This window comes from Mycobacteroides immunogenum (assembly GCF_001605725.1).
In the GTDB taxonomy this organism is placed as follows: Bacteria; Actinomycetota; Actinomycetes; order Mycobacteriales; family Mycobacteriaceae; genus Mycobacterium; species Mycobacterium immunogenum.
In genome coordinates, this window is sequence record NZ_CP011530.1 from 100,924 (window position 1) to 114,498 (window position 13,575).

Here is a 13,575-nt window from a genome sequence, read left to right on the forward strand (position 1 = left end):
TTGAAGTGACCGCGCGGTCAATCCTTTGTCGAGGGAAGATTGCGAGCCCAGGGCGGTTTGCGCGAGTGCCGGGAGGGAGCTCCGCTACCGTCATACGGTGCAACCCGTCCGTACCGGCAGTAAGGGAATGCCTCGTCAGGAACGGGAGCAGTGGATCTTGGCTGCCGCGGCAGCAGAGTTCGGGGAATCGACCTTCGCCGGCTCGAGCATGAACGGGATCGCGGCGCGCGCCGAGGTGTCCAAGGCGTTGGTACTCGCCTATTTCGGGTCCAAGGAAGATCTCTACGTCGCATGCGTGCAGCGGGCTGGAGAGCGAATGGCTGCCGCCATCGGTGGAGCGATCGCTGCGTCGTCGGCGCGTGTGGAGGTGGCCGAGGCGGTGCTGACAGCGATTTTCACTGCTCTTGAGGACCGCCCCAGCGACTGGCCGGTGCTGTACGACCGAACGGTGCCCGACGGGCGGGCCCGAGAAGCGGCGCGCGGGCAGCGGACCATCTTGCGTGCACAGGCCGCCGCCGCGGTGACCAGAACGCTTGGGGCCGTGGGGCTTAGTGACGACGATGATCTTTCGGCGGCGACGCTGGTCTGGGAAAGCATGGTCTCGGCGTTGGTGGAATGGTGGCGACACCATCCGCAGCGCTCTGCCGATGAGATGGCCGGCCGTGCTCGAAGAGTGCTCACCGCGCTGTCGGACCGCGGCGCCTGAGGCTTGCTGGGCCCAGCCGCTTCGGCGTTGCTGGTGACCTGCGCCACAGCCGGCGGTGGGTGATCGGCGCTAGTAACAGCCGCACACTAAACAGAGTTCTCTGTGGGCCTGTCCAACAAAGTGCAGGTCAGGCTCTTCGTGGCGACCGCCGAGGCTGGCGGTGACCGGGTGCAGCAATCTGCATATTTTGATTTAAAACAGTTCAAAGGCTGGGAATAGATTTCAGGCGAACTATCGACAGCGCTGTTAGGTGATGCTAACTTGCCTGCATGCGGTTGCCTGTTCACAAGGCGCGATGGTCACCAATATCCATCGCAGCTATCTCTGGACTCCCGTCGGTCTGTGCGGCTGTGGGCCGTGGCGCGGCGGGTGGGCATGGGGCTGGGTATTCGCTCGTCGGTCTACGTGCTGCTCATGGAAGGGAGTACCCACGATGAATCTCAATGTTGTTCCGGAAGGTTTGACCGCCACCAGCGCGGCGGTGGAGGCGTTGACCGCGCGTCTGGCCGCGGCCCATGCCGCTGCCGCACCGGTGATCGGTGCGGTGGTGCCTCCGGCCGCCGATCCGGTGTCATTGGAGACCGCGGCGGGCTTCAGTGCTCGCGGTGTCGAGCACAGCGGGGTGGCCGCCCAGGCCGTCGAGGAGTTGGGCCGGGCCGGGCTGGGTGTTTCGGAGTCCGCCGCCAGCTACACCACCGGGGATATGCAGGCCGCCACGGCGTACATGATCGCGCGGGGTTAACACCGGTGTCGGCTCCGATTTGGATGGCTTCTCCCCCCGAGGTCCACTCGGCGCTCCTGAGCGCCGGACCCGGGCCGGGCGCCCTGCTTGCCTCTGCCACGCAATGGCAGGCGTTGTCCACGCAATATGCCACTGCCGCAACAGAACTCACCGAGCTACTGGGCAGCACCGTCGCGGGTTCGTGGCAGGGCCCCAGCGCCATGCAATACGCGGCCAGTCACGCCCCCTATCTGGCCTGGTTGACCCAGCAGAGCGCGATGAGCGCCACCAACGCGGTGCTGCAGGAGACTGCGGCGGCGGGATACACCACGGCGCTGGCCGCCATGCCGACGCTGGCCGAGCTGGCCGCCAACCACATGATCCACGGTGTGCTGCTGGCCACCAATTTCTTTGGTATAAACACGATTCCGATCGCGTTGAACGAGGCCGACTACATCCGGATGTGGATCCAGGCCGCCACCACCATGGGCGTGTATCAAGGTGTTTCGAGTACGGCCCTGGCGGCGACAACACCTACGCAGCCGTCACCGATCATCATGGCGCCAGGTGGCGAAATGTCCCGCATGTCGGCCGACATGATGTCAATGGCCGCGCAGCCGCAAGCCGCCGAATCCGGCAGCGCGCTCGATAGCAGCAACAACATCATGGATCAGCTGATGCGGTTCATGACCAATCCGCTTGGCACGCTTCAGGACATGATCGAAGACTTCATGAGGAACCCGGTAGCCGCGTTCTTCGCGTGGTTCCCGCTCTTGTTCTTCATTGCGTATGAGGCCTTCTTCATCCCCTTTGGGTTCACCTTCTGGGGCGTGGTGCTTACCGCGCCGGCCTGGCTGCCGATTGTGCTGGGACTGGCGCTTTCGGCATTGGTGCCGCCCGCGGGGATCGAGGAGCCGGCTCACGTGGACGAGCCGAACCGGGAGCCCGGGCGTATCGAGCGCAGGAGTCCGCAGGATCTGCAACTGGCACACGTGCCGTCGACGCCGTCGATGCCGGGCGGCTCGCCCTCCAGCACGGTGACTTCCAGTGGCTCGGCACCTGCGTCCCCCGCTGCCGCGGCCGCGACCCCGGCCTACATGGTGTATGCGGTGCAAGAGGATCCGCCGGCCGCGCGCTTCGGCCCCACGCTGAATGAGGGCAGCGGAGCGAAGGCCCCGGCGGCCGGCATCTCCGCCGCCGCTGCTGCCGCCGCGTCGGCCCGCTCCCGCGCGCGCCGCAAGCGCGCGGCCCGGATCAAGGATCCGGCTCCGCAGTTCATGGACATGAATTCGACGGTAGAACCGGACTTTTCGGTGCCGTCGACGCGGCAAGGCGCGGGCGTCGGGGCTTCGGGCCGCGGGGCTGGGCAGCTCGGCTTCACCGGCACCGTACCCAGGACCACCTCGACGACAAGCGCGGCGGGTTTGATCGAACGTGAGGCCGCCTCGGAGATGGACGGCACTCGCACCATCCCCATGCTGCCCACCACCTGGAGTGCCGATTCCGAACAGCACCCGGACGGGCCCACCGGAACTTGATCGCCACTAACCATCTGAATTATCTACAACACAACATGATTGAGGAGATGCTATGAGTTTGCTCGATGCACACATTCCGGCCCTGGTGGCTTCGGAGGGCACGTTCGGTGCCAAGACCGCGTTGATGCGTTCGACGATTTCGCAGGCGGAGTCGGCGGCGTTGTCGGCCCAGGCGTTCCACGTCGGTGAGTCCTCGGTGGCCTTCCAGGCCGCCCATGCCCGGTTCGTGGAAGTTGCCGCCAAGGTCAACGCGCTGCTCGATATCGCACAGATCAACCTCGGAGATGCCGCGGCCACCTACGTGGCCGAGGATGTCGCCGCCGCCAGCCGCTACGGCGTCTAGAAACCAACTTAGGGAGATACACGCATGTCGCAGATCACCTTCAACTACCCCGCGATGCTGGCCCACGCCGGTGAGATGAACACCTATGCCGGTGTGCTGACCGCCCTGGGCGCGGACCTGGCCGCCCAGCAGGCTTCCCTGCAGGCCGTCTGGCACGGTGATACCTCCATGAGCCAGGCCGCCTGGCAGGCCCAATGGAACACCGCCATGGAAGAACTCATCCGCTCCTACCGCGCCATGGGCTCCACCCACGAAACCAACACCCTGTCCATGAACGCCCGCGACATGGCCGAAGGAGCCAAGTGGGGCGCATAGCCACCGACTGACGATTACGCACACAAGGGCCGGAGACTCCAAAAGGTCTCCGGCCCTTGTGTGCGGGCTACGTTCAGGCGGTCGGGGCTCCGGCGACGCGACGATTGCCGCCGTTGCGCACCTGCCATAACCGGTAGACGTCGACCGCGTCATCGCGGGATTCGTGGCGCATGGGCAGCCGCCGCTGATCCCAGGGTTTGGCGAACTCGTCGTAGAAGGTGTTGAGCTCGAAGTACTTTCGATCATCAACGTAGTGCGGCTGGTAGGCATCGCGGGTAGTCAGGAAGACGACTTCATCGGGCGAGCAGTAGTAGAGCGCGCCGAGACACATGGGGCACGGCAGGGCCAGGATGTAAATGGTGCTGCCGGCCAGATGTTCGGTGCCCAGCGTGGTGCACGCGTCGCGGATGGCCAGGATCTCCGCGTGGGCGGTGGGATCGCTGGTCTGGGCGACCTTGTTCGGGCTTTCGGCGAGAATTGCGCCGTCCTTCACGATGACGGTGGCGAAGGGCCGGCCGCCCTCTTCGACGTTGCGGCGCGCCAGATCAATGGTGCGTTGTGCGAAATCCATGAGAATTCCTTATGTGGGACAGAATGATTGGGTGTGATCAGAACGGCACAGTCGGTAGGTATTTGCCGTCCAGGGTGATCACCGCGCGGTGGCCTCCGTCCGGGTCGGGTACTTTCTGTACGTCCAGTTTGAAGTTGATGGCGCTGATGATGCCGTCGCCGAACTGCTCGTGGATGAGCGCCTTCAAGGTGGTGCCGTACACCTGGATCATCTCGTAGAACCGGTAGATCGTTGGATCTGTCGGCACACCACCGGGAATCGAGCCGCGGGTCGGGATCGTCTGCAGCAGCGACGATGCGTCGTCGCCGAGACCGAGAAGACCGGCTACGGCATCGGCGGCCTGCTTCGGCAGGGGATGCTGGCCGAGAACGGCCGCGGTGACGAAGGCGGGTGAATAGCCGGCAGCATCAGCGATCTGCTGCCAGCTGAGGTCCTTGGCGACTTTGGCCTCGACGGCGGCGATGGCCAATTCCTCGCGACCGGTGGGATCCAATTGCGCGTGCACCATGGTGCTCATTCCTCTCGAAGGCGGGATGTCGGCGGGCAGTCGTCCGGGTGGATACGGCTGCCGCCCGCAACTCCAGAATGAATCACCTGCTGCTATAGCGTCCAATACCTGCTTGCAATAGCTTCGATTGGTGCAACGAATAGTTATGGGCTCAGTAGCCGTGGGCGGCTTCGCGGACAACGTCCGCGAACGCGCGCGCCGCAGCCGAGTGATAGGCGGTATCGCGGCGAAGTAACTCCACCGTCCGGGTGGGCAGCGGAGGTGACAGCGACACCAGGTGCAGATCGGGGTGTTCGTGCGCGATCGCGTCGGGTAGCACGGTGGCCAGGGCGCCACGTCTGACGAATTCCAGGAGTGCGCTGATCGAGTTGGCTTCGACGGCGATGTAGGGCGCCACTTCGAGCCCGGTGAAATAGGCGTCGATGTCCTGTCGCGTCGCGAAGTCCGTGCTGAGCAGGCCCAGCGCTTCACGCGAGAGCTGGCGCACGGGCAGCGATCCGCGCCGCGCCGCCAGTCGATGATTCGAGCCGACCACCAGCCGCAGGGTTTCCGTGAACAGCGCCTGGTGCTCGATACCCGAGGGGTGTGCGCCCGAGAAGGCGATGCCGAGGTCGAGACGATCGGCGAGTAGATCGGATTCGATGCGTTCCTGGGTTGTCTCCCGCACCGAGAGGGTGATGCCCGGATGCGCGGCGCGAAAGCGATGTACCAGTGGGCCAATGAAATACGTGGTGAAGGTGGGGGTCATGGCGATGCGCAGATGTCCGCGGGACAGGTCCTGGACATCGTGGACCGCCCGCTCGCCGGCATCCAGATCGCGCAGAGCCAGACGCGCGTGATGTGCGTAGGCCTCGCCGGCGTCGGTCAGCCGAATGGAGCGGCCCGAGCGGTCGAGCAGGATGACGCCGAGCGCGCGCTCTAGCTGTTTGATCTGCTGGGAGAGCGTTGGCTGGGAGATATGTAGTGACTCGGCCGCACGGGTGAAGTTCGCGTGATCTGCCACCGCCAGCAGGTACCGGATGTGGCGCAGCTCCATCGCCGTCACTATAGAGCGTCATAGGTGAGATCAATCGCGATCATCGAAAGCATGTCTTGGACACTATGGACGTCACTGGGCATCGTGGAGTGACCGGACCGCCCGGAAGACAAGCACCCGAATCGAGATGACGACGATGAGTTACCCCGACCGCTTGGTCGACGCCCTGTTAGCCGACGGCCGTCGGGTTGACCTGGCCCTGCGCGACGGGCGTATCACCGCGATCGACGATCATCGTCCGCACGTCGGTCCGCTGTCCGCCAGTGTGATCGATTGTCAGGGAGCATTGGTGCTACCCGCATTTGTCGATGGGCACTGCCATCTCGATAAGACCTTTCTGGGTGCGCCGTGGCAGCCGCATCGCACGGCAGGGACGCTGCGTGAACGGATCGCCAACGAGAAGTCGCTGCGCGCACAGATCGGGGTGCCGGTCACCGAGCGGGCCACGGCATTGGCGAACCGGATGGTGGAGCTCGGTACCGGTCACATCCGGTCGCACGTGGACATCGACCCGGAGAACGGCCTGGCCGGCTTGTATGCGCTGTTGGAAGTTCGTGCGGCGCTGCGGGACCGGATCTCAATCCAACTGGTGGCCTTTCCGCAGAGCGGAGTGGTGACCGCCCCCGGGGTCGCGGACCTGCTCGACGCCGCGCTCGCAGAAGGTGCCGACCTGATCGGCGGGCTGGACCCGGCCGGATTTGACGGGGATGTCGACGGCCAGCTGGATGTCGTTTTCGGGCTCGCGGATCGGCATGGCGCCGGTGTGGATATTCACCTGCATGACCCCGGCACGGAAGGTACGGAGCAACTGCGTGCCATCGCCGACCGGACCCGCACGCTGGGCCTGGGTGGCGCGGTGACCGTGAGTCACGCCTACGCGCTGGGCCAGGTGGATGCCGACGAGTTGGACAGGACCGCGTCCGCGCTCGCTGCTGCGGGGGTGGCCATCATGACCAACGGCCCCGCGGGCACCATGCCGCCGGTGCTGCGTTTGCGCCAACACGGTGTGCGGGTGTTCGCGGGTTCGGACAACATTCAGGACGCGTGGTGGCCATACGGCACCGGCGACATGCTGGAGCGGGCCACCATCATCGGGCTTGAGGGCGGACTGATGACGGACGAGGAACTCAACCAGATCGGGTCATTGATCACCGACTCGGCGGCGGCCGCGCTGGGGATAGCCGACTACGGAGTTCATTCAGGGGGCAGAGCGGACCTGGTGGTGGTTGCCGCGCGCAGCATGCCTGAAGCGGTCGCCGCGCACCCCGAACGGCGGTGGGTACTGCACGGTGGTCGCGTGGTCGGCGGGTCGTGCTGGTATGCCGGTTCGATCAGCGAGCGGCGTTGATCGCCTTGAGGATGCGCTGCTCGCTGACCGCGCGTGCGGTCCCGAGTTGCTGAGCCCACAGGCTCACCCGTAATTCTTCGATGAACCACGCGATATCCCGGATGGCGGGGTCGTCGGACCGCCCGGCGGGCAGATCGCGCAGGAGATCGTCATAGGCGTCCTCGACGGCATGGACACGGTGCATCCGTTCGCGGTCCGCCTCCACTCCCTGTGGCAGGCGTTCCAGCCGTTTACCGATGCCGCCGACGTAGCGTGCGAGGTCGGCCAGCCGCGTCGCCCCGGTCGCCGCGACGAAGCCGGCCTCCAGCAGCCGGTCGAGCTGATCGCGCATATCGGAAAGCGCGTCGTGTTGCGCCGCAGGTGCCTTCGAGGGCAGCGCCACCTGAACCTCGCTCCAGGCCGTCACCACCTTTTCGGCGCGGCGCATGATGTCGAGGGTGGTGGCCGCCAGACTCTGAGCGGTCCGATCACGTAGCGCCGTGAACTCCGTGCGGGACCACACGGGCGTGGGTGCCAGCAGATCGACGGCAGCATCGGCGCAGTCATCCAGCAGCGCGGGCAGCGAGCCATCAGGATTCGACGAGAGCAGCAGACGCGCGCGCGGGTCGAGGCCCCGTTCCACCGTTTTCATGGGAGAGGGAATCGACAAGCGCAGCAGGCGCCGGGTGCCGGCCGTCATGGCTGCCCGTTGCTCGGCCTCGGTGGCGAATACGTGGATGTCCACCGAGGTGACCGCGTCCACCAGCGCGGGGTATCCGCGTACGGTGTGGCCGCCGCTGAGTTCTTCGACGGTGCGCGGCAATTCGGGGAGATCCTCGGGCCACGCGCGTAAACCGCTGCGCTCCCACTCCCCTGCCACCGCGGCGGCCACGGCCTGACGGGTGGAACCGGCAAGCCGCTGCTGCAGCACGTCCAAATTCTTGTCGCGCGCCACTTCGGTGCCGTCGGCGGATTCGACGACAAAGGTCATGCGCAGATGCGGGGGAATTTTGTCCAGGTCGAAAGCATCGGTGGGTACGCGAATGCCACTGAGCCGGTGTAGTTCCCGCCCTAGCGCGTAGACCAGCGGCTCGGCCTCGGGCTCAAGGTTCGCGAGTACTGCGCGGGCGGTGTCGGGGGCGGGAACGAAGTTGCGGCGCAGGTCCTTTGGAAGGGACCGAATGAGCGCGGTGACCAACTCCTCACGCAAAGCCGGTACATGCCAGGCGAACTCGTCACCACCGAGGCGTGCCAGTACTTCCACCGGGATGTGTACCGATACCCCGTCGTCGGCCGCGCCGGGTTCGAAGCGATAGGTCACAGGTAGTGCGACATCCCCCGCGCGCCAGGTATCGGGCATGTCGGCACCCGCATCCGAGGTACGCAGCAGGTCGTCGCGGGTGAACGTCAGCAGCTCCGGCGTCTGATGCCGCTGTTTGCGCCACCACGCATCGAAATGTCGTGCCGACACCGCCTCTTCCGGTATCCGCGCCGCGTAGAGGGCGTAGATCTCGTCGTCACCCACCAGCAGATCGCGCCGGCGCGCTTTGTCCTCAAGCTCGGAGAGCTCCTGCAGCAGCCGTGCGTTGTCACGCAGAAAGTGATGCTTGCTCTGCCAGTCGCCCTCTACGAGGGCATGCCGGATGAACAGTTCGCGGGCCAGCTCGGGGTCGACTTGTGCGTAGCCGACCCGGCGACGCGGCACCAGCGGTAGACCGTAGAGGGTGACCCGTTCGAAGGCCATCACGGCTCCGCGCTCGGCGTCCCAGTGCGGCTCGCTGTAGGTGCGTTGCACCAGATCGCCGGCGATCCGCTCCACTGACTGCGGCTCGACTCGGGCGGCGATCCGGCCGAATAGCCGGCTGGTCTCCACCAGGTCGGCCACCACCACCCAGCGCGGCGGCTTCTTGGTCAGTACCGAACCGGGCGCGAGCACGAATTTGGTATTGCGCGCCCCGGAGTAGTCACGGGTATCGCCCTCGCGCAGTCCAATGTGTGAGAGCAGACCGGCGACGAGTGCGGCATGGACCGCGCCCGGGTCCGCGCTGTCTCCCGACTCCCGGATGCCGAGATCGCGTGCGATGCTGCGCAATTGACCCACCAGATCCTGCCATTCGCGGATGCGCAGGTAGTGTAGGAACTCGTCGCGGCACATGCGCCGAAACGCGCTGCCCGACAGCTGACTTCGCTGATCCTGGAGATATCGCCAGAGGTTCAGATAGGCGGTGAAATCGGAGTGGTCGTCGGCGAATCGGGCATGTTTTTGCCGGGCTGCTTCCTCCCGGTCTGCCGGGCGCTCCCGCGGATCGGGAATCGACAGGGCCGCCGCGAGCACCAGAATCTCCCCGACACAGCCCTCGGCGTCGGCCTGCAGGATCATCCGGCCTATTCGGGGGTCAAGGGGCAACCGCGCCAGTCGGCGCCCGAGGTCGGTAATGGTGCCGTCGGTGCTGAAGGCGCCGAGTTCCTGCAGCAGCTGCACACCATCGCGGATGCTGCGCTTGTCGGGCGGATCCAAGAACGGGAAGTTCTCGATATCGCCGAGCTGCAGTGCCGCCATTTGCAGGATCACGGCGGCCAGGTTGGTGCGCAGAATCTCCGGATCGGTGTAGCGGGGCCGAGCCTCGAAGTCCTGCTCGGAGTACAACCGGATACAGATACCGGGCGCGGTCCGCCCCGAGCGGCCAGATCGCTGCGCGGCCGATGCTTGTGAGATGGGCTCGATGGGTAGGCGCTGCACCTTGGTGCGGCGGCTGTAGCGGGAGATACGTGCGGTGCCGGGGTCGATGACGTACCGGATGCCCGGGACCGTCAGCGAGGTCTCGGCGACGTTGGTGGCCAGCACCACCCGCCTGCCGGTGTGGGGTGCAAAGACCTTGTGTTGCTCGGCGGTTGGTAGCCGGGCGTACAGCGGGAGCACCTCGGTATTGCGGAACGCGCCGCGCAAAGTCTCGGCGGTATCGCGGATCTCGCGTTCGCCGGACAGGAACACCAGTACATCTCCGGGCGGTTCGCTCTCCAGCTCGCGCACCGCGTCGGCGATTGCCTCGGTCTGGTCGCGCAGCTCGGTGCGGACGATCTCGTGATCGGGGTCGTCGGGCTCCTCCGCGGTGTTGGTACCGGCACCGCCGGGAACCGGGACTTCCAGGGGCCGGTAGCGAATCTCCACCGGGTAAGTGCGGCCCGATACCTCCACGATGGGCGCGTCGCCGAAATGTGCCGAAAAGCGTTGGGGTTCAATGGTAGCCGAGGTAACAATGACCTTCAGGTCGGGCCGCCGCGGCAGGAGTTCACGGAGATAGCCGAGGAGAAAGTCGATATTGAGGCTGCGCTCGTGTGCCTCGTCGAGGATGAGTGTGTCGTAGCGCAGTAGCCGGCGGTCACGTTGGATCTCGGCCAGCAGGATGCCATCGGTCATGAGCTTGACCAGGGTGCGATCACTGGCCTGGTCGGTGAATCTGACTGTGTATCCCACGGTCTCACCGAGTGGCGTGCCCAGCTCTTCGGCGATGCGCTCGGCGACGGTGCGTGCGGCGAGCCTGCGGGGCTGGGTGTGGCCGATGGTGCCGCGGATTCCGCGACCCAAGTCCAGGCAGATCTTGGGCAGCTGCGTGGTCTTCCCCGAGCCCGTCGCGCCCGCCACGACGACGACCTGGTGTGCGGAGATGGCCCGGGCGAGTTCTTCGCGGTGCTCGCTGACCGGCAGATCCGGATAGGTGATCGCTGGCACGGCCGCGGTGCGGGTGGCCACCAGGGCCTCGGCCACCGTGAGCTGCTCGGCCAGCTTCGCCAGCGCGTCGGGGTTTGTGTCACGCTGATTCTTCAGGCGCCGTCCCAGGCGGGCAGCGTCGCGAATGGTCAAACCGTCGAGGCGCGCGCGCAGCTCGGCACGGGACAATTCGGACACTCCAGCAAGGATAGGCGGTCGGGTAGCTTCGCCGACGTGACAGGGTTCTTGGCGGGTGACGCATTTACCGGCCGCACCGTGGTGCTGATCGGAGGGGGTACCGGTATCGGCTTGCGTGTGGCCCGACTGGTGACTGCGGCGGGTGGGGACGTGGTGCTGGGCGGACGGACCGCGGCAACGCTGGCCGCGGCCGCAGATGAATTGGGGCACAGGGCACGTTGGTATCGGGTGGACACCTCACATCAACCCAGTGTCGATGAGTTCTTCGACCAGATCGACGGGGTGCACGGGTTGCTCACCACGGCGGCGACCTACGTGACCGGTTCGATCGCTGAGCTTTCCGTCGAAGAGGCCGCCACACCTTTCGAGTCGAAATTCTGGGGTCAGTACCGGGTGGTGAAGTCGGCGCTACCGAAGCTGGCCACCGACGCCTCGGTGGTCCTGGTATCGGGGGCCGCCAGCGTCCGGCCCGCTGGAAACGCGCCGGCCTACGTCGCGGCGAACGCGGCCATCGAAGGTTTGGCGCGCGGGCTGGCCCTGGAGCTGGCGCCCATCCGCGTCAACGCGCTCTCCCCCGGCACGGTAGACGGGCACCTATGGAGCCAGCGGGCACCCGAGGTGCGCCGACAGGCCTTCGAGCACATCTCCGCGGCCGCCACGCTGGGCCGCCCGGTCACGGAAGCTGAAGTGGCGCAGGCCGCGGTCTACCTACTGCTCAACACCGGCACCACCGGATCAACGCTGTATACCGACGGGGGCTACGCGTTGCGCTAGACGCTCCAGGCGCTGGCTAGGCCCGCGGAGACCGAAGCCGCCGCCGTCAACAAGCCGTGCCAGGTCTCCGGCTGCAATTGCTGAATATCCAGCGGGCCTGCCGTCGCGATATGCGGGTCATACGGCACGGCCACGATGTGGTTGGGTGAGATCCACCGGTGGAATCGGGCCACCATCGCGGCGACCAGCCGCTCGGAGTTCCTGCGGTCCTCGCGATTGTCGTAGCCGCGAACATGGTTGATCACCACCACCATTCGCGGGATGAGGTACTCGTAGCCCTCGGCAATCAGCCATTCGATGGCGCGCACCGCGCCCTCGGCGCCGACCGGTGTGGCGGCCGCCACCAGCACCACACCGTTGGCGCACCGCAGCACGCCGGGCATCACTGGATGCCAGAAGTCCACGCCGGTGTCGGTGATGAGCAGACTGTAGAGCCGCTGCAGCCGGTGGTGAGCCTGGGTGTAGATCTCGGCATTCAGTTCGCCGCGGGGGCGCACCGAATGGGAGTTGGCGGCAAGCACATCCAGGCCGGTCTCGGAGTTCTGGCCGACGAAGAAGCGTAGATCGAAATTGCGTTCCGGCTCGTGCTGCGCCAGCACGTCGGCGAAGGTGGATGAAGCCGACGGGTCGATCCAGGAAGCCAGGTTGGCCGACTGGCCGGGGTCGGCGTCGGTGGCCAGCACCATGTCCTTGCGGCGCAGTTCGGAAAGCACGGAGCCGAGCGCGGCGGTCATCATCGTCTTGCCGACGCCACCGTTGCCGCCCAGCACCGCCAGAGAGTGAATACCGCGCCACGGGCTGCGCACCACGGCGGTGAGCTCTCGCAGCTCAGCCTCTTCCCGGGACTCACCCGGATTGATCACGCCAAAACTGCCGCGGTACACCCATTTACGCCAGCCGACGGATGCGGGGCGCCGTGGCGTGGGCAGAATCTCGGATCGAAGCTGCGCCCCGAGTGCGTCGCCGATGGCCGGTGGTAGATCGACAAGGGGATCATGCGGGGGTACCGCGTCGACAATCGAGAGCGGCCCGCGCGGTGGCATAGGGAACGGCAGCAGCTCGGGTTGGGCCTGCTGCTGTTGTGTGGCGGCTTCGGCGCGTTGCCGTTTGGCGTGCGCGCCCAGTTTGATGGGGATGATGGGACCGGTCCGGTCGAGGATTTCGTCCTCGGAGCCGTCCGCCACAGAATCGTTGGGCGCACTCACGACAATCTCCTTCTCCACCAGAAGCCGTCTGGCCCCAGCGTTCCGCCAGTTTCGTCCTGCATCGCGGGCAGTATGCGTCCCGTCGCATACGCAGTCTCTTATGCCCCGTGCGTGGTTGGCGAGGTCCGTTACCCACCCGTGTCTGAATCGGCACCAAATGGGATGAGGTTGGTACGCACTCGGTATCGCCCGCTCATCAGCAGGTGACATCCACGTACATGGTCCGGGTGGTCGTGGTGGTGGTGAAGACACCCGGCCGCTTGTTGCTCGGAAGACCGTAGTCGGAGCGAACGGTGGTCTGTCCGGGACGGACGCTGCTGGCCGTGCACTGGGTGAGAGCCTTGGATCCGGTCTTGCTGACGATCACGCTGTACCCCTGCGACTGCAACTCGCTGATCGTCTGCTGGGCGTTGGAGCCGTCGGACTGGGCGGCCGCGGCACCGACGGCGAACCCGAACGGTGCCAGTGCGAGCGCGGCGGCGGCAGTTCCGGCGATGAGGTACTTCTTCATGATTTCTCCTGTGCCAGTTGAATTTTGAGGCTGATCACCGGGTTGCTTGGTGATACTTCAACGATGCGGCGGCGGAGCCGGAAAGTCTGTCGGGTGACCGGTGGATACGGGGG

Annotated in this window: 13 protein-coding genes; 7 read left to right on the forward strand and 6 right to left on the reverse strand. The window is 65.9% G+C overall.

What is annotated here, in order from left to right; genetic code table 11:
* Nucleotides 1-127: 127 nt before the first annotated feature.
* The 5 genes from ABG82_RS00520 to ABG82_RS00540 all read left to right on the forward strand — a co-directional run bounded on the left by ABG82_RS00520 (nt 128) and on the right by ABG82_RS00540 (nt 3,623).
* Nucleotides 128-706, forward strand: a complete 579-nt coding sequence (locus ABG82_RS00520) for a TetR/AcrR family transcriptional regulator (RefSeq protein WP_043078123.1) — start codon at nt 128-130, stop codon at nt 704-706.
* A gap of 433 nt (nt 707-1,139) precedes the next feature.
* On the forward strand, nt 1,140-1,448 hold the full coding sequence (locus ABG82_RS00525) for a PE family protein (protein ID WP_043080613.1): 309 nt from the start codon (nt 1,140-1,142) through the stop codon (nt 1,446-1,448).
* Nucleotides 1,449-1,453: 5 nt separating this feature from the next.
* Nucleotides 1,454-2,965, forward strand: coding sequence for a PPE domain-containing protein (locus ABG82_RS00530; RefSeq protein WP_043080590.1), 1,512 nt, complete (start codon nt 1,454-1,456; stop codon nt 2,963-2,965).
* A gap of 52 nt (nt 2,966-3,017) precedes the next feature.
* Entirely contained in the window at nt 3,018-3,308 is a 291-nt protein-coding gene (locus tag ABG82_RS00535) for a hypothetical protein (RefSeq protein ID WP_062826675.1), read from the forward strand.
* 24 nt (nt 3,309-3,332) lie between these two features.
* Nucleotides 3,333-3,623, forward strand: a complete 291-nt coding sequence (locus ABG82_RS00540) for a WXG100 family type VII secretion target (protein ID WP_043080603.1) — start codon at nt 3,333-3,335, stop codon at nt 3,621-3,623.
* A gap of 73 nt (nt 3,624-3,696) precedes the next feature.
* On the opposite strand, the gene ABG82_RS00545 is transcribed toward ABG82_RS00540, so the two are convergent.
* The 3 genes from ABG82_RS00545 to cynR form a co-directional block, all read right to left on the reverse strand.
* Nucleotides 3,697-4,194: a nucleoside deaminase gene (locus tag ABG82_RS00545; protein WP_043077490.1), complete on the reverse strand. Its 498-nt coding sequence runs from the start codon at nt 4,192-4,194 to the stop codon at nt 3,697-3,699.
* Between the two features lie 37 nt (nt 4,195-4,231).
* Nucleotides 4,232-4,702, reverse strand: coding sequence for a cyanase (cynS, locus tag ABG82_RS00550; protein WP_043077517.1), 471 nt, complete (start codon nt 4,700-4,702; stop codon nt 4,232-4,234).
* A 151-nt stretch (nt 4,703-4,853) separates the two neighbouring features.
* Nucleotides 4,854-5,738 carry a transcriptional regulator CynR gene (gene cynR / locus ABG82_RS00555; protein ID WP_043077489.1) on the reverse strand — a complete coding sequence of 295 codons (885 nt, stop codon included), beginning with the start codon at nt 5,736-5,738 and terminating at the stop codon, nt 4,854-4,856.
* Between the two features lie 136 nt (nt 5,739-5,874).
* On the opposite strand from cynR, the gene ABG82_RS00560 reads away from it, so the two are divergent.
* Nucleotides 5,875-7,086 carry an amidohydrolase family protein gene (locus ABG82_RS00560; protein ID WP_043077516.1) on the forward strand — a complete coding sequence of 404 codons (1,212 nt, stop codon included), beginning with the start codon at nt 5,875-5,877 and terminating at the stop codon, nt 7,084-7,086.
* Here ABG82_RS00560 and hrpA read toward each other — a convergent pair.
* Nucleotides 7,070-10,972 carry an ATP-dependent RNA helicase HrpA gene (hrpA, locus tag ABG82_RS00565; RefSeq protein ID WP_043077488.1) on the reverse strand — a complete coding sequence of 1,301 codons (3,903 nt, stop codon included), beginning with the start codon at nt 10,970-10,972 and terminating at the stop codon, nt 7,070-7,072. The two genes, ABG82_RS00560 and hrpA, sit on opposite strands and share 17 nt — an antisense overlap.
* Before the next feature lie 36 nt (nt 10,973-11,008).
* On the opposite strand from hrpA, the gene ABG82_RS00570 reads away from it, so the two are divergent.
* The gene (locus tag ABG82_RS00570) at nt 11,009-11,746 is read left to right on the forward strand and encodes an SDR family oxidoreductase (RefSeq protein ID WP_043077487.1); all 738 of its coding nucleotides are present in this window, start codon (nt 11,009-11,011) and stop codon (nt 11,744-11,746) included.
* Here the strand turns inward: ABG82_RS00570 and ABG82_RS00575 are convergent.
* Together ABG82_RS00575 and ABG82_RS00580 are read right to left on the reverse strand one after the other, a co-directional pair.
* Complete coding sequence (locus tag ABG82_RS00575; RefSeq protein WP_043077486.1) at nt 11,743-12,969, reverse strand: MinD/ParA family ATP-binding protein; 1,227 nt, start codon at nt 12,967-12,969, stop codon at nt 11,743-11,745. The two genes, ABG82_RS00570 and ABG82_RS00575, sit on opposite strands and share 4 nt — an antisense overlap.
* A 178-nt stretch (nt 12,970-13,147) precedes the next feature.
* On the reverse strand, nt 13,148-13,462 hold the full coding sequence (locus ABG82_RS00580) for a hypothetical protein (protein WP_043077485.1): 315 nt from the start codon (nt 13,460-13,462) through the stop codon (nt 13,148-13,150).
* Between the last annotated feature and the right edge of the window lie 113 nt (nt 13,463-13,575).

Bases quoted from the DNA above. Each gene is read 5' to 3' on its own strand.
- ABG82_RS00520 (WP_043078123.1), top strand. From the start codon at position 128: ATGCCTCGTCAGGAACGGGAGCAGTGGATCTTGGCTGCCGCGGCAGCA.
- ABG82_RS00525 (WP_043080613.1), top strand. From the start codon at position 1,140: ATGAATCTCAATGTTGTTCCGGAAGGTTTGACCGCCACCAGCGCGGCG.
- ABG82_RS00535 (WP_062826675.1), top strand. From the start codon at position 3,018: ATGAGTTTGCTCGATGCACACATTCCGGCCCTGGTGGCTTCGGAGGGC.
- ABG82_RS00540 (WP_043080603.1), top strand. From the start codon at position 3,333: ATGTCGCAGATCACCTTCAACTACCCCGCGATGCTGGCCCACGCCGGT.
- ABG82_RS00545 (WP_043077490.1), bottom strand. From the start codon at position 4,194: ATGGATTTCGCACAACGCACCATTGATCTGGCGCGCCGCAACGTCGAA.
- cynS (WP_043077517.1), bottom strand. From the start codon at position 4,702: ATGGTGCACGCGCAATTGGATCCCACCGGTCGCGAGGAATTGGCCATC.
- cynR (WP_043077489.1), bottom strand. From the start codon at position 5,738: ATGGAGCTGCGCCACATCCGGTACCTGCTGGCGGTGGCAGATCACGCG.
- ABG82_RS00560 (WP_043077516.1), top strand. From the start codon at position 5,875: ATGAGTTACCCCGACCGCTTGGTCGACGCCCTGTTAGCCGACGGCCGT.
- ABG82_RS00580 (WP_043077485.1), bottom strand. From the start codon at position 13,462: ATGAAGAAGTACCTCATCGCCGGAACTGCCGCCGCCGCGCTCGCACTG.